The sequence below is a fragment of the Phyllobacterium sp. NPDC097923 genome (assembly GCF_044760925.1).
Classification (GTDB): Bacteria; Pseudomonadota; Alphaproteobacteria; order Rhizobiales; family Rhizobiaceae; genus Phyllobacterium; species Phyllobacterium calauticae.
Genome location: NZ_JBIWBL010000002.1, coordinates 573,872 through 592,149 on the forward strand (window position 1 = coordinate 573,872; position 18,278 = coordinate 592,149).

Genomic DNA, 18,278 nt, shown 5'->3' on the forward strand with positions numbered 1-18,278 from the left:
TTCGACAATAGCAAGGTTGGGAAGACAAGCACGAGAATTGTCAGAACGTGTCAAAAAGTCATATACGATTAATTGCTTTACAGGTAAATTGTTATTGAAGGTTTGGCATAAGCCCGGCGATTTGGCTATGATCGCGCTCCTGCCTCGTTATTTTCCGAAGGATATCCATTCATGACAAAACAACCGGTTCTCGTGCTCGGCCCCCTCATGCCCTATCTGCTGGCGGAGCTGGAGAAAAGATATGCGGTGGAGAAACTCTACGCGGAAAAGGATGCGCTGAAATACCTGCAGGAGAATGCCGGGCGTTTTCGCGCTGCGGTGACCAGCACGTTCACCGGCATCACCGCCGATATGATCGACCTGTTGCCTCAGGTGGAGATCATTTCGTCCTTCGGTGTCGGAACGGATTCGCTGGATGTCGCCTATGCCAATACCAGGGGAATCCGGGTCGCCAATACGCCCGATGTGCTGAATGAAGACACGGCCAACATGGCGCTGCTATTGCTGCTCGCCGCGACGCGCGATCTGGTCAAGAACGATCGTTTCGTGCGCGAGGGGCGCTGGGCTGGGGGCGAAAGCGCACCGCTGGCGCTGGGTATCGAAGGCAAGCGCGTCGGCCTTGTCGGGCTCGGGCGTATCGGCAGCGTCATCGCCAAGAAGCTTCTGGCATTCGGATGTGACGTTGCCTACCACACCCGCAGCAGGAAGGCTGACGCGCCCTATGCCTATTACGACAATCTCGTCGAGCTCGCCCGCGACAGCGCCGCGCTCATCGCCATCCTGCCGGGCGGCGAGGCAACACGGGGCGTGATTTCCCGCGAGGTCCTGCAGGCGCTCGGTCCAGACGGAACATTCGTCAACGTGGCGCGCGGCACGGTGGTCGACGAGGCGGCGCTGGTGGAACTGCTGCAATCGGGCGAACTTGGCCGCGCCGGACTTGATGTGTTCGCCGATGAGCCGTCCGTGCCGGAAGCCCTGTTCAAACTCGACAATGTCGTGCTGCAGCCGCATATGGGCAGCGCCACGCTGGAGACGCGCCGCGCCATGGCGGATCGCGTCGTCACCAATCTGGAACACTATTTTGCGGAAAAGCCCTAGCCGAACACCACGGTCTTGTGGCCATTGAGCATGACGCGGGATTCGAGGTGCTTCTTGACGGCACGGGCGAGCACCCGGCTCTCGATATCGCGGCCGGTGGCAACAAAGTCCTCGGCGCTCATGGCATGGCTGACCCGCTCGGTCTCCTGTTCGATGATCGGGCCCTCGTCGAGGTCGGGCGTGACATAATGCGCCGTCGCGCCGATCAGCTTCACCCCGCGCTCGAACGCCTGGTGATAGGGCTTTGCCCCCTTGAAGCTCGGCAGGAACGAATGGTGGATGTTGATCACCTTGCCGAACAGCCGTTTTGACAGATTGTCCGACAGAACCTGCATGTAGCGGGCGAGGATGACGAGATCGGCGCCGGTGTCCTTGACGATCTTCAGCAGCGCCTCCTCCTGCGCCGTCTTGTTGTCCTTCGACACGGGCAGCACATGGTAGGGGATGCCCTCATGCTCGGCAAAGCGGCGGCTGTCCTCGTGGTTGGAGACGATGGCGGCCACTTCCGCATCGAGCCAGCCGACCTTGATCTGGTAGAACAGGTGCAGGAGCGCATGATCGAACTTCGACACCATGATGACGATCTTCGGCTTCTTGGCCTGGTCGATCAGCGTGGTCTTCATGCCGAAGCGCTCGATGGCGGGTTTCAGCGCCCGCTCGACATCGTCCTTGGAGGTTTCCTCCGAGGCGGCAAAGGCGATGCGCATGAAGAAGCGGTTGGTCTGGCGGTCCCAGAACTGGTTGCTCTCGGCGATATTGGCATCCAGCGCCGCCAGCTCCGTCGTCACCGATGCCACGATCCCCGGCTTGTCTTCGCATGACAGGGTGAGGACATAGTTCTTGTTTGGCATGGGAAACTCCAGGGATACGGGCGACAATGGACGGCGATCATAGTGAGGGCGGAAGAAACGCGTCGACACAAATGCGAAGCGCTCAGTCCTTTTTCCGGCATTCGGGTGCCCCGTCAAATGATCTTTCGTCACCGGGCGATGAGATTCCCTTCAACCGGCGGGCTTGGTTCCGTACCAGCGCGGGGTATAGACCCACTGGCCGCCGCCCACCCGGTCAAAGCTGCGGGTGAGGGATGATCCCACGAGAATGACCGTGCGCATGTCGACCTGCTCGGGTGTGAGGTCCGCCAGGGTGATGACGCGCAGGGTTTCCGCCGGACGGCCGATGTCGCGGCCAAGCACGATGGGCGTTTGCGGCGCCCGGTGCTGGCGCAGGATTTCGATGGCGCGCGGCAATTGCCATGGCCGCGGCTTGGAGATCGGATTGTAGAACGCCATGGCGAAATCCGCTTCGGCCGCCAACGCGATACGTTTTTCGATGATGTCCCACGGTTTCAGATTGTCGGACAGCGACAGGATGCAGAAATCATGGCCGAGCGGTGCGCCGCTGCGGCTGGCGGCGGCCATTGCGGCGGAAACGCCGGGAAGAATCTGCAGGTCGACCCCGTGCCAGGCCGGATTGTCGGATTCATGCAAGGCTTCGACCACCGCGGCTGCCATGGCGAACACGCCGGGATCGCCGGATGAAATCATCACCACGGAGCGGCCGGAGGCGGCAAGTTCGAACGCGTGGCGGGCACGCTGCATTTCCTCACGGTTATCCGTCATGTGAATGACCTGATCGGGGCGGAAAGACCCGGCCATGCGCACATAGGTTTCGTAACCGAGCACGTCCTCAGCACGCTGCAATTCGTGTTTCACTGCCGGGATCATGAAGTCCGGATCGCCCGGTCCAAGCCCTATGACCGCAAGGCGGCCGCGCCGATGCCCGGCGCGTGTCACGTCATCGGGCGTGGCCGCAACTGCGATGGCAAGCTTTTCGCTGCCACTTTGGCGCACCGGCTCCTTGATGAAGGCCGATAGGATATCTCCGGCACTGCTTCCGTTCACCGGAAGCAGCCGCAGCGGCAGATCAAGCTCCGCTGCGAGACGGTGCAGCGATGCACTTGCACTGTGTTCTTCGCTGGCGGCAAGCCAGACGACGGAAGCAAGCGCGATATTCTCCGCCGCAAGCGCGGCCCGCACCTCTTCAGCACTGAAATCACCGGCAATGCCGACAACCGCCACTTTGGGATGAAAGACCAGCTCGTTCTTCTGCGGGGCAATATCAGACGGCGTGACGCGGATGTGCATCGTGCCGTTATCGTCGACCGGCAGGCGCGCCTCTTCCAGCCATGGCGCCGGACCATCGATCCGCACGGTCTGGCCGGCGAGAAGATCCGCGATGAAGCGCTTGCCGTCCTCGGGGTTCTGCAGATGGAATTCCGCCGGCGGATTGAGCAGACAGGTGCCGAAGCGCAATTCCCCTGATGTCGTGATCGCCGGAGACACGTCGAGAATTTTTGCCAACTGCCGCGCCAGCACATTGACGCCGGTGGTTCCGCCGAGCAGTGGCACAACGGCGCTGCCGTCATCGGCAATGGCGAGTACCGGCGGTTCGCCGCCCTTGTTTTCCAGCAATGATGCCAGCGCGCGGATGGTGATGCCGGCGGAACACAGGGCGGCAATGGCATGGCCGCTGCGGTAATGGGTGCGCAGCGTTTCGCCGAAATTGGCGTAGCTGTGGTCGGCACCCTGCACGCGGCCTTCCAGCCCGTGAATGACCGCTTCGGGATAGTCAGCCTTGATCCGCAGCGCTGTTTCCATGCCCTGCGCGCTCAAAACCATCAGGACCAGCGGGGCTGTCATTCGCCGCCACCCTGCCATTTCTCGCCGGGCACCAGGATGAGCGAGAAATAGGGTGAGGACTCCGGATCGACATCACGCAACGGCACGATACGCTGCGCATCCATGGTGGCGCGCTCGACGTAAAGCGCACGATCCATCAGCCCAAGGTCGGCGATGACATCGCGCACCTTCGCCAGATTCTTGCCGAGCTTCATGATGGCGGCCGCTTCCGTCGCGGCGAGGCGGGTTTTCAGCTCGTGGGCCGGAAGTACGCCAGAGAGCACCGTCAATGTCTGGTTGCGGTAGACCAGCGGCGCACCGAGCACGGCCGCGCCACCCAGAATGGAGCAGACGCCAGGCACAACTTCCGTCTCATACTGTTCGGCCAGCCTGTCATGGATATACATGAAGGAGCCGTAGAAGAACGGATCGCCCTCGGCAATGACGGCGACGTCCTTGCCCGCATCCAGATGCGTTTTGAGAACTTCGGTGATCTCGCCATAGAAATCGCTGACAATGGCTTCATAATTCATGTGCGCTGGCAGTTTTTCCGTGGTGACCGGATAGATCAGCGGCACAAGCAATTGGTTGTCATTGAGATAGGTCTCGACGATGGTCAGCGCATTGCCCTTCTTGCCCTTGGCCGCGTGATAGGCGACGACCGGCGCCGCCTGCAGCAGGCGCAGGGCCTTGAGGGTAATGAGTTCGGGATCGCCGGGACCAACGCCCAGCCCGAAAAGCCGTCCAGGCTGCGGCATTATTCTTTCTCCGAAGCGAGTGCATTGAGTGCGGCCGCGGCCATGGCGCTGCCGCCGCGCCGTCCGTGCACGACGACGAAAGGAACGCCGCGGCTGTTTTCGGCCAGCGCCGCCTTCGATTCCATCGCGCCGACGAAGCCGACGGGAAAGCCGAGGATGAGCGCGGGTTTCGGCGCGCCTTCATCGAGCATTTCGAGGAGACGGAACAGGGCGGTCGGTGCATTGCCGAAGGCCACCACGGCACCGGCGAGATGCGGGCGCCACAGTTCGAGCGCCGCCGCCGAACGGGTATTGCCCATGTCGCGGGCGAGAGCGGCGACGGACGGGTCCGAGAGTGTGCAGATGACGTCATTGTTGGCGGGCAGGCGCGCGCGCGTCACCCCTTCGAGCACCATACGGGCATCGCACAGAATGGGTGCGCCCCCGGCCAGGGCGGCAACACCCGCTGCACCCGCGCCTTCGGAAAAGGCGAGGTCCCCGATCACATCGACCATGCCGCAGGCATGGGCGACGCGCACGGCCAGCTTTTCCAGATCGGCGGGAATGCGGCTGAGATCGGCCTCGGAGCGGATGATGGCGAAGGAGCGATCATAGATCGCCTGACCGTCGCGGATATAGTCAAGCATGCGGTGGCCCCCCAGAGCCGGAAGTGAGCGGCCTTTGGGTCGATGGCCGGGAATTCAACGGAAGGTTGCCGATCCAGTCGGCAGCTTCTTCGATAGTAACATGTGCAGCCAATAGCTTGCCAAAACGCGACGGTCCATTGGTCGCACGCAGAAATATGTTGTAGTACCCCGGTTCGGTTGCAACCAGCGTGACCGGTTTTGCCGAAGGCGAGGCGCAGGATTTGGCGCAGCCGGTCAGGTGAACCGCCATATCAGGGGCTCGGCCGCGCAGCAATGCGCCGAGCTTGAGGCCATCGGCCTGCGCTGCGCCAAGCGCCGATCCGCAACCGGCGGAGCCGGAACAACTGATCATGGTTGCAAGCGGATTATCCGACCGGGCGGCGAACCCAAGGGATTCAAGCTCCCGCACTGTTTGCGATGCCATGGCTTCGGGCACTTCAGGCAACATTATGCTCTGCCACGGCGTTATCAGCAGCTTTCCATTGCTGTTTTTTTCCGCCAGCTCCGCCACGGCGTCCAGCCTGTCGGGATCAAGGCGTCCGAGCGGTGGCATGGCACCGGCAAGGCGGTGGTCGCTGCCGCGTTCCGGCAACAGGCCGAGATGTCCATGCGGGCGGGGCAAGGATCGGCGCCATTCATCGGTCTGTTCATTGCGTATTGAAAAACTCAGACGCTTTTCCAGCTGGGCGGCGAATGCGTCGCGCCCGATGGCTGCGATCATGTGGCGGAGGCGCGACGCGGCCGGATTGGCGGCATTCCAGTCGATGAACACATCGAGAATCGCCGTGACCAGCGGCATGGCTCGGGATGCATCGATACTGCCGAGGGCGGACGTATCATCCGCTCCCGTCGGCGGCATGCCGGCAACGCCCAGGGCAAACCGGGGGGGCTCTGCGTCGATGGCGCTCAGCCAGATGTCATGGGGATGCTCCACCATGGCAACGCTTTCGCCGCCGTCGACGAGAATGGAAAATTTCGGCGACAGGCGCTGGTAGGAGGCATCGGTCTGCAGGATTTCCAGCAGCTGCAAGGCGAGCGGCCGCACGTCGAATCGGCCCGGCACGACACCGGCGATCGGGCTGACCATGACATTGCGCACATCGTCGCCCCGGTCGGTCAGTGGCCCGAGCCCGGCAGCCAGCAGCGCTGCGATCAGCGGATTTTCCGTATCGGGCCGCACGCCGCGAATCTGCAGGTTGGCGCGGTTGGTGATCTCGATGACGCCATTGCCGAACTGCCGGGCAGCATCGGCAATGCGGTGCGCCTGTTCGGCGCTCAGCGTGCCGAATGTCAGTTTCACCCGGCATATCGCGCCATCAAGCGCCTTGGCCATGCGGAACAATCCGGGGCAGGCGGACCGCCGGTCTTCAATTCTGTTCGGGACTGCGTCCATGGTGCTTAACTGGCTCATCGGATCAGGGTTTTACAGGATGGCCGGTGCGGAGGAAAGAAATATGATCCGCAATTGCAACGGGCATGCTGTTTGAGCTTCGTTGACCCTTCCGGCGCTTTCGGGCATGCATAGCCTCTGCAATCAACGGGACATGACATGACGCCTTGGCTGACAATTATCGGGATTGGTGAAGACGGCTATGGTGGACTGGGTGCCAATGCCCGCGCCGCGCTGGACCATGCCACCACGGTTTTCGGCGGCAGGCGGCACCTCGAATTCCTGCCGGAAACACTTGGCGCAAAGCGGATCGCGTGGCCGACGCCCTTTTCCGATGTCTATCCCACCCTGACGGCGTTGCGCGGCACCCCAGTGGTGGTGCTTGCCAGCGGCGATCCCATGCATTTCGGCATGGGGGCAACGCTGACGCGCTTCGTTGACCGGAGTGAAATGCGCATTCTGCCCGCGCCGTCCTCCTTTTCCCTTGCGGCGGCGGCCATGGGCTGGCCGGTGCAGCACGTCCAATTGCTCAGCGTGCACGGGCGGCCCGTGGAAACCCTGTTCAGATCGTTCACGCCGGGAGCAAAGCTGCTGATCCTCAGCAATGATGGCGGCACGCCGGCGCAGGTGGCGCAGATGCTGACGGCCAATGGCTTTGGTTCGGCCCGGCTTGCGGTGCTCGAACATATGGGCGGGGCGGCGGAACGCCGCGTCGAAGGATTGGCCAAGGGCTGGCTCCATCCGCGTGGCGCCGATCTCAACGTTCTCGCGGTGGATTGCGGACCGGCCGAACCGCAGGCGCGGTCCTATTCCATCCTTTCGGGCCTGCCTGACGAGGCCTATGAGAATGACGGCCAGCTGACCAAGCGGGATATCCGCGCTGTAACCCTGGCGCGGCTTGGGCCGCGTCCGGGAGAGCTTTTATGGGACGTCGGGGCTGGATGCGGCTCCATCGGCATCGAATGGATGCGGAGCGATCCCTCCTGCCGGACAATCGCCGTGGAAGCCAATGACGGGCGGCAAGGCGTCATCGAGCGCAATGCCCGGGCGCTGGGTGTTCCGGATCTGCAGCTTGTCCGGGGTGAGGCCCCCGCAGCGTTTTACGGTCTGGCCAGCCCGGACGCCATTTTCATCGGCGGCGGCGTTACCGACAGCGGCGTGATGGAGGCCTGCTGGAACGCGCTGAAACCGGGCGGGCGGCTTGTGGCCAATGCCGTGACCCTGCAGAGCGAGGCGGCACTGATCGGCTGGCGCGGCAGGTTCGGCGGTGAGCTGACGAAACTTGCCGTTGCGCAGGCGCAGCCGCTCGGTTCCTTTGATGCGTGGCGCTCCGCCTTGCCCGTTGTGATCTATTCGGTCTGCAAACCCGCGGATTGACAGCCGGACCGGCGCCGCGACAGGATTGCGACAGGATTATGCAGTCTAAGGGGGGCGGGTGATTGCTATTGCGCGCGAATTCATATTCAACCGGTACACAAGTTCCGATCTCTCGGTCGTGACCGCCGTTTTGATTTCCGGCCCCGATAGCAATCTGGGAGACTCTAGCAGGAATTAAATATGGCAACTTACAAGTACTTCACCTGGCCGTTTCTGTTCACGGCGGTTGGACTGGCGCTCGGTGCGTGGATAGGGTTCGTCTATTCGGGAACGGTCGAAGGCACATTATCAGTCCTCTTCATCTGTGCGGTGCTGGGCATTCTTGAAATTTCGCTGTCCTTCGACAATGCGATTGTGAACGCCAGGATTCTCCGGGACATGACACCGGTCTGGCAGCGGCGGTTTCTGACTTGGGGCATCATCATCGCCGTGTTCGGCATGCGGATCATCTTTCCGCTGGCGATTGTCGCGATCGCCGCGTGGATCGATCCGATTTCGGCGCTGAAGCTGGCCATTTCAAATCCGGAGCAATATGCGCGGATCATGCAGGACGCCCATGTCGGCATTTCCGCCTTTGGCGGTACGTTTCTCCTGATGGTCGGCCTCAAGTTCTTCTTCGACCATGAGAAAGACGTGCACTGGATTCGCGTCGTTGAAAGCCGCGCGTCCCGCTTTGCCTCGGTGCAGGGCATCGAGGTCGGCGTGGTCCTGGCATTGATCATCTTCTTTTCCAGGCAGCTCGACGGTGCGGAGTCGGTGACGTTCCTGACATCGGCCATTTACGGCCTGCTGACCTTCCTCGTTGTGGAGGGGCTTGGCGCGATTCTCGATGCCTCGCAGGAACAGATGGACACGGTTCACAAGGGCGGGCTTGGCGCGTTCCTGTATCTGGAAGTGCTCGATGCGAGTTTTTCGTTCGACGGTGTCATCGGTGCGTTCGCCCTGTCGACCAATCTGTTTGTCATTGCGATCGGTCTGGGCATCGGTGCGTTCTACGTGCGCGCGCTGACCATCATGATGGTGGAGAAGGAGACGCTCGGCCAGTACCGCTATCTCGAGCACGGGGCATTCTACGCGATCCTCGTTCTTGCGGTGATCATGTATTGCCAGACCTTGTTTCATATTCCCGAAGTGATCACCGGTGTCATCGGCGCGGCACTCATCATCTTCTCGCTCTGGTCGTCGATCCGCTACCGGCGCCGGCATCCGGATGAGGCGGAACACGCCTGATCCGCTTCAATGTCCCGATAAAAAGCCATCCGGGTTCCGGATGGCTTTTTTGCAGGTGAAATGAAGGGTTTTAGAGCCTGGCAGCAAGGGCGGCGAGCTGGTCGGTGCACAGACCCCAACCTGCATGAAAGCCCATTTTTTCGTGGGCTTCCCGGTCGGCGACCGTCCAGTGCCGGACCAGCGCGGTGTATTTCGTCTTGCCGCCACCGGCATCTTCCAGCGTGATGATGCCGGTCATGAACGGTTTCTCCGACGGCTTCCAGTCACTGGTATAGGCATCGGTGAAGACGAGCCGTTCGTTTTCGACGACTTCGAGATAGACGCCTTGATTGGGAAACTCGGTGCCATCGGGTCCGCGCATGACGATGACGCTGGTGCCGCCGGCGCGCACGTCAAGCTCGGCGTGCGGTGTGGTGTAGGGCAGCGGCGCGAACCACTGCTTGAGAAGATCGACCTCGGTCCAGGCCCGGAATATGTTTGCACGGGGCGCATCGATGATGCGGGTAATGACGAGGTCGCGGTCGGTGATTTCGCTGGTGGATGTCATGATGGTCTCCTGCGTGAATGGTTTCGTTGCAAGGACGAATGGCAATCGGCCAAGCCGACACGGTATCGGAATTTTCCGTATTTTTCCGCGATCAGTTCTGGCTGAGGCGGTCGAGATGCATGCGGATGTGGGCGGCTTCCGCCGGTGTATTGGCAAGGGCTATCGCACGGTCGAAGGCAATGCGCGCCTCCCGGCTGCGGCCAAGCTGCATCAGCAGCCCGCCCTTGACGCCGAAGAAGTGAAAATAGCCGGAAAGCCTGTCTTCCAGCGGCTTGATCAGCAGCAGCGCCGCTTCGGCACCGTGCACCTTGGCCACCGCTATGGAGCGATTCAGCGTGACAACGGGTGAGGGGCTTATCCGTTCGAGCGCGGCATAGAGCTGATCGATTTCCAGCCAGTCCGTATCCTGCGGCTGCCGGGCCCGCGCATGCAGGGCGGCAATGGCCGCCTGCACCTGATAGGTGCCCGGCTGCCGGTGGCGCATGGCCTTGTCGATCAGGGCAAGACCTTCGGCGATCATCGTCTTGTTCCACAGGCTGCGGTCCTGATCGTCGAGGAGAACGACCGCGCCTTCCGCGTCGAAACGGGCCTTGGCACGGGCGTGCTGCAGCAGCAGAAGGGCAGTCAGCCCCATGATTTCCGGTTCCGCCGGGAAAATGCGCAGGAGCAGGCGCGCCAGCCGGATCGCCTCGTCGCACAGTGGAAACCGCGCCGCCACTTCCGTGCTGCCTGCTGAATAGCCCTCGTTGAAGATCAAGTAGATCATTGCACTCACCGCCGAAAGCCGTTCTGCCCGCTCGAAGGCATCGGGTGTGTCGAACGGGATTTCGCCGGAGGAAATCCGCCCCTTGGCGCGGGTGATGCGCTGCTCCATGGCGCTTTCGCCGACAAGAAACGCCCGGGCGATCTGGCGGACCGAAAGTCCCGACACGATGCGCAGTGCCAGCGCAATCTGCTGCGTGGCCGGAAGATCCGGATGACAGCAGATGAACAGCAGCCGGAGGATATCGTCGCGGTAGTCGGCGCTGTCGATCTTCTCGGCGATGGCCGATTCGGCGTCCCCGAGGTCGGACAGCAGGTCTTCGGGCGGCAGCGGCTGCTGCTTGGCCTGACGCCGGACGGTATCGATGGCGCTGTTGCGGCCGACGAAGATCAGCCACGCCGTGGGATCGCGCGGCGGGCCGTTCTTCGGCCAGTTTTTCAGCGCGCGCAGACAGGCCTCCTGGAAGGCTTCTTCCGCCGTGTCGAGATTGCGGAAATAGCGCAACAGGGCACCCACCGCCTGCGGGCGCGCGGCTGTCAGCGCGGCATCGATCCAGGCCGGGTCGGTCATTGGGAACCCGATCCGGGTCTGAACAAGGCGATCGGGCGTATTTCGTAGGACCCCTGTCCGGGATTGGCCTGCGCCAGATCGCGGGCGATATTGAGCGCCTCGTCCAGCGATTCGCAGTCAACCACATAGAATCCGAGAAACTGTTCCTTGGTCTCGGCGAAGGGGCCGTCGATGACGAGGGGCTCGCCGCGGGATTTGCGCAGCGTTGTCGCGGCAGTCGTTGGCAGCAGCCGGGCGACCGGCCCCAGCTTGCCTGATTTGGCGAGCTTGTCCTGCACGACACCAAGCCGTTCCATGACAAGGTCGTCTTCCTCCTTGGACCACGAACCGACCACGTCCTCCATGTTGTAGCAAAGTATGGCGTAAAGCATCCCGTTACTCCTTCTTCCTCAAGACGAACCACTATCGCTGATCCCGACATGAGGTCGAGAAAAATTGCAAGCCTGCCTCGGCTCGCCTTGCGGAGTGACATTCGTTGGCAACCAGCGGTTGACGCTGGAAACGAAACTGCTCTCTAATGCCTGGCAGGCGAACACGCACAGCCAGCCGGCGGTTAAAGAATCAAGTGACGGGGTAATGAATGGGACACAGTATGCGCAATGCGGCCATGTACGGGATCGGCATTGTTTTCCTCGCGCTGGCCTGGGCAAAAAACAAGCTGCAGGGCTATACGACGCCCAATAAGGTCGACCGTTCCGACACCGATGGCCGCATCGACTATGTCTATGACACCGTCGCCTCGTGGAAGCGCTATCTGCCCGCTGGCTTCGATCTGGAGGGCAAGGACGTCCTTGAGCTGTGTCCGGGATCGTCGCTCGGCACGGGTGCCATCCTGCTCGGCTACGGCGCCAAATCCTATCGCGCGGTCGATGTATTCGAACTGGCCGGCACGGAGCCAGCCGCCTATTTTGCCAAACTTCTCGACCGGTTTCCGGAGCGCGAAGTCTATGCTCCCAGTATCGACCGGGCGAAACAACTGACCGAAGGCCCCGATTCCGACCTGTTCAGCTATCGCGTCGGCCGGGATTTCGACATTCCACGGCTGGCGGACAACAGAAAGTTCGATCTGATCCTGAGCTGTGCCGCATTCGAGCACTATGACGACATCGAAGCGACGATTGCCAATATCTCCAAGGTTGCCCGCAGCGGCTGCATCGCCGAGCACATTGTCGATTATCAGACACACTCCCGCTGGATCCGCGAGCAGGATCCGAACAATATCTATCGATACTCGGAAGGGCTGTACCGGTTGTTCTCCTTTCCCGGACAGCCCAATAGGCGCCGCCCGCTGGACTATGTCAGGGCATTCGAAGCCAATGGCTGGAAAAATGTCCGCGTCATCAATGCCCGTGCAATCCCGCAGGAGCATCTGGCCCGTTCCGTTTCGGGAATGGCGCCGCCCTTCGATCGGCCTGATATGCAGATGGACATGCTGTCCGGCGTGGTCATTGCGGAATGGCCGTGAACGGAAATCCCGATACGCCGGGATTTATTTGGGTGCCGGTGACCGCAGCTGCTTGACGGTGGCGCGCACCACATAGCGCGCACGGCCCAGCGTGTTGCTGCGCAACCGCCGCAATTTCCAGCGCATGCCAAGGTCGGTTTTGATCTTCTTCGCGTCGAAACTCATCTTCATTGCCGAAGCGTCCCGGGCTGTCTTGACGGGGTCGGCGTAAAACTCATGGATTTTTGCCTTGGACATACCCGCACTTTTGAACCAGCGCGGAATATATGTGTTGCACAACCGGTCCACATCGGTGAGGGCTTTTTCAATCCCCGTGCCGGTAATCGGGCAGACGACGCAGAAGGCGTCCCCGATGAGAACAACTCCATCCTGTTCGTGATTGTGCACCTTTACCAGGTCAATGGGGCGGGCAATGACCGGACCGGCAATGCCGATTTCGCCAAACACCCTTTCCAGACCCGGCATCACTGCGCGCAGACCCTGCGCGGGCTGATCCCGGAATATGCGGGTCCATTCCTCCGACGATGTCCGATAAACGAAGAAGTTGGCGCGAATTTTATCGCCTATGGGAAAGAGCGTCAGGTAGGACACGCGGTCATTGAATTTTGCCCCGTTCCACACAAGGGACGGAAAGGGAAAATGCGATCGCGGCTGTACCAGATCGAAACCGCAGCACAGCGAATGCTGCGGGCTTATGATGTCCCTTTCGATCCCGAGCTTCTTGCGGATCGTATCGCCGAGCCCCGTGGCAACGATCAGGAGCCGTGCGGTGAATTTCCGGCCATCGGACAATGTCACGTGCTGCAGGTTTTCGCTGGTCGTAATGTCATCGACCCGCCCGACAATGGAATGCACGCCAGCAGGGATGGCACGGCGCACTGTATTGACCAGATCGGAATAATCGCCGCCATATTCGGGCGTCGTGGTTCGCTCGAACCGGCCGAATCGGTGGAGCCATACGCCGTCAAACGCGGTCACCTCGGCACGCACGACATCGCCAAGACCGATGCGCTCGAACAGCTCCATCTGGGTTTGCGCGACTTTCTCGGCGCGAAAGTCCGGTGGATGACGCTCGTGGCTGCTGATCAGGGTCACGCCGTAGCCCTGACGGAACAGCGCGATGGCGGCACTGGCTCCTGCCAGCCCGCCTCCGATGATCACCACATCGGTCTGGATGGGCTGTGCCTCCGTCCCTTGAATTGCCAATTCCGGTTCAACCATGCATGCTCCGCAGACCTGTAGACAGCTCGATCAGTCAATGTGAAGCCGGATAATACAGCGTAAATAAGATGTATGTTAAACAATCGATTATGCTGGTTGTGGATAGAGTGTTCACGTATGCGTGTGTCGTGAAGGGGTGAGTGTTTGTGATTCCAGAATATGATATCCGGGTTTACAGCCATCCCGATCAGCTCTCGCCTCAATGGCCTGCGGCCGGTACGGCCACGGATGCAAGGCAGTATATTTTCCAGACGACCACATTCCTGCAGACGTGGCTGGCATCCTATGGCACCCGGCCGGGCAACCAGCTTTGTCTGGTCGAGGTCTGGGATCTCTCCGGTAATCCGCTGTGCTTTCTGCCGTTCAGCCTCTCGTCCCGCCATGGCGGGCGCGTCCTCACCTTCGTCGATGACGGCGTGGCGGATTACAACGCGCCGATCCTGTTTCCCAACGGCGATGAATGGACGCGGACATCCGCCGAACAGCTGTGGAACAGGATTGCGAAAGCCTTGCCGCCGTTCGACATGGCGATCTTCGACAAAATGCCGGAGCAAATCCGCGACCGCACAAATCCGCTGTTCCTGCTGGCTGAAGATTTGAACGGCGAGTCGTGCCACCTGACAAACCTCAAGCGCAGCTGGCCGGAGGTCGATCAGTCGCAGCCGGGGTCGAAGAACCTGCGGAACCGGCATCGGGCGCTGGAGCGGCTGGGCGAATGCCGGCTGCTGATTGCCGGGACGCCGGAAGAACGCGCCATTGTTCTGGAGACGCTGCTTGCCCAGAAACAGCGCCGGTTTGAAGAAACGCAGGTGCCGGGTTTCGACAAGGAGCCGGAGAAGCAGAGCTTTTTCGAACTGGGAACCGACAATTTTGCCGCGGCGAATGCGCTGCACCTGTCCGCTCTCGTCGTGAACGGCCAGGTTATCGCGGCGATGTGGGGGCTGGTCGAAGGCAGGCACTATTACGGGCTGGTGTTCACGTTTGAATCCGGCGAATGGTCCAAATATTCTCCGGGGCGGGTGCTGCACTATCTGCTGCTGCGCCATTTGCTCGATAGCGGCTATGATTGCCTGGACCTCGGCATCGGCGACGAGCCATGGAAGCTGAACTGCTGCGACGTCACCATCGACCTGAAGAGGATGACGCTTGTCCGCACGGCGCGGGGACGGGTCATCGCGACGCGGTTGCGGGTGATGGAGAGGCTGCGTGCGACGCCCTTGTGGCAGAAACTCAGGCCGCTCAAGTGGAAAGTCTTACGCGCGTTGCGCTAATACCTTAAGAGATACGATAGTGAATACGCCATTGCGGGATGGCGGTGCATGTGTAGCGGTTTCCAGACTGGGGCAGGACTTGATTGATGACCGTTTCGATTATCATGAAAACGCTGAACGAAGAAAAGCGCATCGCAGCGGCGATTGAAAGCGCGCTGCAGGCCTTGCCGGGCGGCACGGTCGAAGTCATCGTGGCCGATAGCGGGTCCACGGACCGGACGGTCGAAATCGCCATGCGCTATCCGGTGACCGTGGCGCAGATCGTCAATCCGGCCAAGCCCAGCTGTGGCATCGGCCCGCAATTGGGCTTCCAGTACAGTCATCACGATCTCGTCTGCCTCATGGATGGCGACATGCTGCTCGACAAGGATTTCCTCGCTGCGGCCATTGCGTTTCTCGAAGCCAATCCCCGGGTTGCGGGGGTGACGGGACATGTGGTGGAAATGAACGTCGACAATCTCGAATTCACCCGCCGGGTGCGCCGCGTGTCGCCGGAAAACCGGACTGGATCGATTGACCGCATGAATGGCGGCGGGCTTTACCGCCGTGCTGCCATCGCCGAGGCCGGCTATTTCTCCGACCGCAATCTGCACGGCTATGAGGAATTCGACCTGGGCGTGCGCCTGCGGTCGCTCGGATGGGAACTGCACCGGCTTGACCGCCGTTTCGTCGCGCATTTCGGCCACTCCATCAATGCCTACACGCTGCTGGTGCGGCGCTGGCGGTCGAAATATCTGCGGGGCGTCGGCGAATTGCTGCGCGCCGCACTTGGCCGCCCGCATTGGAACAAGCTGGTGCACGAGCTGCCGGAACTTCGCCTGTGGGCCGGTGTCTATCTGTGGTGGCTGGCGATGATCGGGCTCCTGATTTTCCTGCCCGACAAGAAGATGGCCCTATTGATCGATGCCGCTTTGATCGTTCTCGTCGTTGCCGCGATGAGCCTGAAACAGCGCAGCCTGTCGCTGGGCGCCTATGCCGTTGTCGCCTGGTGTTTCCATGCCGCCGCCCTGCCGCTCGGCTTTTTCCATCCCCGCCGCCAGCCGGATGACTGGATCGAGAGTAAGGTCGTCTCCAAGGATCACTAGGCTGCCCTCAAAGACACAGGAATGCACCGCATCATGCTGAGACTGGTTGCCCTTGCTCTCGCTTTCCTGCTGGTTACCGGGGCGTCCCGGGCTGATGATGTCTGGTCGCCGGTCCGGGAGGTGTCGCTCGAGCTGCAAAGCGGCAGTCCTCTCGATTTTTCCACGCTGCTGCCCAATCCGCCGATCAGCGAGCAGAGCCGGATCGTCATCAATGGAGACGGCCGGCTGGCCCGTGCGGATGCGCAGACGAGCCCCGTGCGCTTCCTGTGTGCGTCGCTGGGCTGGAGCCCGGCCTCCGGCGGCTTTCCCGACCATGACGGGGCTGACCGCTATGCCCGCCAACTGAAAATGCATGGCTACAACATCGCGCGCTTTCATTTTGTCGATGCGGCGCTGATGTTCGGCCGCGCCGCCGATTTCGATTTCGATCCGGAAACCATGGACCGCTTCCGCTATCTGATGGCGGCGTTGAAGCGCAACGGCATTTACTGGATGATGGACGGTCTGAGTTCCACCCGCGGCGCCTATGGCGGATATGACGATCGCTGGAATCTCACCGGTGAGATGAAGCTCGAGGTGCAGATCGATGAAAAGACTTTTCAGCACTGGCTGAAATTCCAGCAGCTGGTGCTGGCAACGGTCAATCCCTATACGGGGATCGCGCCGATCCGCGATCCGGCTCTGGTGGCGATCATCCCGTTCAACGAAAACAGCATCGAGTTTGACAGCATCCTGCATCAACGCGATGGCCAGCCGCAATATTCACGGCTTCTGCAACCTCCATTCAATGCTTGGTTGCAAAAACGCTATGCCTCCACTGCTGCGCTTTCCCGTGCATGGGGCGCGGTCGAGGCTGGCGAGCGGCTGGAGGACGCAACAGTCGACCTGCCGGCCAATCGTTATGAAAAGACGCCGCGCATGCGCGACCTGCAGGCCTTCTTCGTCGATGTGGAAACGCGTTCCGCCGAACGGATGACGGCAGCGCTGCGCGATCTCGGCTACCGGGGCGTGGTGGCGCCCTACAACAACTGGCCAAGTGTCCAGACAAGCCTGACGCGGGCTGGGCAGCAGGCGGTGTCGATGAACACCTATCAGGATTGGGTCGGGGGCTACGAGCCGGGCAGTTCGCTTGGTCAGAAGAGCTCGATCGCCGACGGGGCGGCTTACATGCGGATGATGGCGGCGGCGCGCTGGCTGAACCGCCCCTTTATCGTCACGGAATATGATCACCTCTTCTGGAGCCATTATCGTTACGAGGCCGGCATTGTCATGCCCGCCTACGCGGCATTGCAGAATTGGGATGTGCTGTGCCGCCATGGGCATGGGCCCATCGTGCTGGCCTATGGCGAGGATTTTGCCCATAAACGCCAGATGTTGCCCTATGCCATTGCGCTCGATCCGGTTGCGCGTGCGGGCGAAACGCTGGCGGCCCTGCTGTTCAGGCGCGGCGATGTGCAGGGCTCGCCGGTCTCCATTCCCTTCCGCATCCGGGGAATGGAGGATTTGACGCAGAACATGTATGAGCGGGAACCCGATGCATTGACGACGCTCGCCCTGCTTGCGGCAATCGGGTTGCAGAAGGATACGCCATCGGCACCAGCCCAGGGTCTGGTAGCGGCATCGCCCCGCGATCCCGCGTCGGGTAGCAAACTCATCGCCGCCATGCGCGACAGCAGGCTGCTTGCGCCCGAAAACAGCACGGACGCCGGCAAGGGCATCTTTGAGAGCGACACGAATGAGATCAGCCTGGACCAGAACAAGCTGCGCATGACGGTGAAAACCGGGCGAACCGAAGCCATTGCCTTCGCCGACCTTGCCGATACGGTCACGCTCGCCAACCTGACCGTCGGCAATGCCACGGGCAAGGGCCTGTTTGCCGTTTCAGCGCTGGATGACCGGCCGGTCGGCAGCAGCCGCCGCCTGCTGCTTATCTACGCGACCGATGCCCAGAACACCGCCATGCGCTTTTCGGATGGGGAGGAACGGGTTATCGCCGATTTCGGCCGCCTGCCCGCCCGCATCAAGGTGGGAAGTGTCGATTTCTCCCTGTCCGGGAAAGGACGCTGGACCGTCTCGCCGGTGGGGCTGGATGGCAGGGTGCGGCCGGCGATTGCCGGGGGAAGCGGCGCGGTTGCAACGCGGCTTTCCAACGATGGACCCGAGGGACCCACCACCTATTTCCTCATTGAACGGCAATAA

The 18,278-nt window shown here is 61.4% G+C and carries 16 protein-coding genes; 7 read left to right on the forward strand and 9 right to left on the reverse strand.

All coding sequences use genetic code 11. The features are described 5' to 3' along the window. The first annotated feature begins 171 nt into the window (after window positions 1–171). Complete coding sequence (locus ACIQWS_RS15205) at window positions 172–1,098, forward strand: 2-hydroxyacid dehydrogenase (protein WP_403180671.1); 927 nt, start codon at window positions 172–174, stop codon at window positions 1,096–1,098. Here the strand turns inward: ACIQWS_RS15205 and purU are convergent. The 5 genes from purU to cobG all read right to left on the reverse strand — a co-directional run bounded on the left by purU (window position 1,095) and on the right by cobG (window position 6,571). After that, window positions 1,095–1,949: a formyltetrahydrofolate deformylase gene (gene purU / locus ACIQWS_RS15210; RefSeq protein ID WP_403180675.1), complete on the reverse strand. Its 855-nt coding sequence runs from the start codon at window positions 1,947–1,949 to the stop codon at window positions 1,095–1,097. The genes ACIQWS_RS15205 and purU overlap by 4 nt on opposite strands. A 150-nt stretch (window positions 1,950–2,099) precedes the next feature. Next, a complete protein-coding gene (gene cobJ, locus ACIQWS_RS15215; protein ID WP_403180678.1) occupies window positions 2,100–3,797 on the reverse strand; it encodes a precorrin-3B C(17)-methyltransferase in 1,698 nt (565 codons plus the stop codon). Then, window positions 3,794–4,534 (reverse strand): precorrin-2 C(20)-methyltransferase, encoded by a 741-nt coding sequence (locus ACIQWS_RS15220; RefSeq protein ID WP_403180681.1) that lies wholly within the window; start codon window positions 4,532–4,534, stop codon window positions 3,794–3,796. The genes cobJ and ACIQWS_RS15220 overlap by 4 nt, the downstream gene beginning before the upstream one ends. Next, entirely contained in the window at window positions 4,534–5,160 is a 627-nt protein-coding gene (locus ACIQWS_RS15225; protein WP_403180685.1) for a precorrin-8X methylmutase, read from the reverse strand. Before ACIQWS_RS15225 ends, ACIQWS_RS15220 begins: the two co-directional genes overlap by 1 nt. Further along, the gene (gene cobG / locus ACIQWS_RS15230) at window positions 5,153–6,571 is read right to left on the reverse strand and encodes a precorrin-3B synthase (protein ID WP_403180688.1); all 1,419 of its coding nucleotides are present in this window, start codon (window positions 6,569–6,571) and stop codon (window positions 5,153–5,155) included. The genes ACIQWS_RS15225 and cobG overlap by 8 nt, the downstream gene beginning before the upstream one ends. Window positions 6,572–6,709: 138 nt before the next feature. On the opposite strand from cobG, the gene cbiE reads away from it, so the two are divergent. Then, entirely contained in the window at window positions 6,710–7,927 is a 1,218-nt protein-coding gene (gene cbiE / locus ACIQWS_RS15235; protein WP_403180691.1) for a precorrin-6y C5,15-methyltransferase (decarboxylating) subunit CbiE, read from the forward strand. Window positions 7,928–8,107: 180 nt separating this feature from the next. After that, complete coding sequence (locus ACIQWS_RS15240) at window positions 8,108–9,157, forward strand: DUF475 domain-containing protein (RefSeq protein ID WP_403180694.1); 1,050 nt, start codon at window positions 8,108–8,110, stop codon at window positions 9,155–9,157. 70 nt (window positions 9,158–9,227) lie between these two features. On the opposite strand, the gene ACIQWS_RS15245 is transcribed toward ACIQWS_RS15240, so the two are convergent. The 3 genes from ACIQWS_RS15245 to ACIQWS_RS15255 all read right to left on the reverse strand — a co-directional run bounded on the left by ACIQWS_RS15245 (window position 9,228) and on the right by ACIQWS_RS15255 (window position 11,408). Beyond that, window positions 9,228–9,704, reverse strand: a complete 477-nt coding sequence (locus ACIQWS_RS15245) for an SRPBCC family protein (RefSeq protein ID WP_346305826.1) — start codon at window positions 9,702–9,704, stop codon at window positions 9,228–9,230. Window positions 9,705–9,795: 91 nt separating this feature from the next. Next, window positions 9,796–11,037 carry an RNA polymerase sigma factor gene (locus tag ACIQWS_RS15250; protein WP_403180703.1) on the reverse strand — a complete coding sequence of 414 codons (1,242 nt, stop codon included), beginning with the start codon at window positions 11,035–11,037 and terminating at the stop codon, window positions 9,796–9,798. Further along, window positions 11,034–11,408, reverse strand: coding sequence for a YciI family protein (locus ACIQWS_RS15255; RefSeq protein ID WP_403180706.1), 375 nt, complete (start codon window positions 11,406–11,408; stop codon window positions 11,034–11,036). Before ACIQWS_RS15255 ends, ACIQWS_RS15250 begins: the two co-directional genes overlap by 4 nt. Window positions 11,409–11,617: 209 nt before the next feature. Here ACIQWS_RS15255 and ACIQWS_RS15260 point away from each other — a divergent pair, with 209 nt between their 5' ends. Then, window positions 11,618–12,502 carry a methyltransferase domain-containing protein gene (locus tag ACIQWS_RS15260; protein WP_403180709.1) on the forward strand — a complete coding sequence of 295 codons (885 nt, stop codon included), beginning with the start codon at window positions 11,618–11,620 and terminating at the stop codon, window positions 12,500–12,502. Between the two features lie 24 nt (window positions 12,503–12,526). Here the strand turns inward: ACIQWS_RS15260 and ACIQWS_RS15265 are convergent, their stop codons facing one another. After that, window positions 12,527–13,723: an FAD-dependent oxidoreductase gene (locus ACIQWS_RS15265; protein WP_403180712.1), complete on the reverse strand. Its 1,197-nt coding sequence runs from the start codon at window positions 13,721–13,723 to the stop codon at window positions 12,527–12,529. A 140-nt stretch (window positions 13,724–13,863) separates the two neighbouring features. On the opposite strand from ACIQWS_RS15265, the gene ACIQWS_RS15270 reads away from it, so the two are divergent. The 3 genes from ACIQWS_RS15270 to ACIQWS_RS15280 all read left to right on the forward strand — a co-directional run bounded on the left by ACIQWS_RS15270 (window position 13,864) and on the right by ACIQWS_RS15280 (window position 18,278). Continuing rightward, entirely contained in the window at window positions 13,864–14,994 is a 1,131-nt protein-coding gene (locus ACIQWS_RS15270; protein ID WP_403180715.1) for a GNAT family N-acetyltransferase, read from the forward strand. An 86-nt stretch (window positions 14,995–15,080) separates the two neighbouring features. Continuing rightward, the gene (locus ACIQWS_RS15275; RefSeq protein ID WP_403180716.1) at window positions 15,081–16,079 is read left to right on the forward strand and encodes a glycosyltransferase; all 999 of its coding nucleotides are present in this window, start codon (window positions 15,081–15,083) and stop codon (window positions 16,077–16,079) included. A gap of 33 nt (window positions 16,080–16,112) precedes the next feature. Then, window positions 16,113–18,278 (forward strand): glycoside hydrolase, encoded by a 2,166-nt coding sequence (locus ACIQWS_RS15280; RefSeq protein ID WP_403180718.1) that lies wholly within the window; start codon window positions 16,113–16,115, stop codon window positions 18,276–18,278.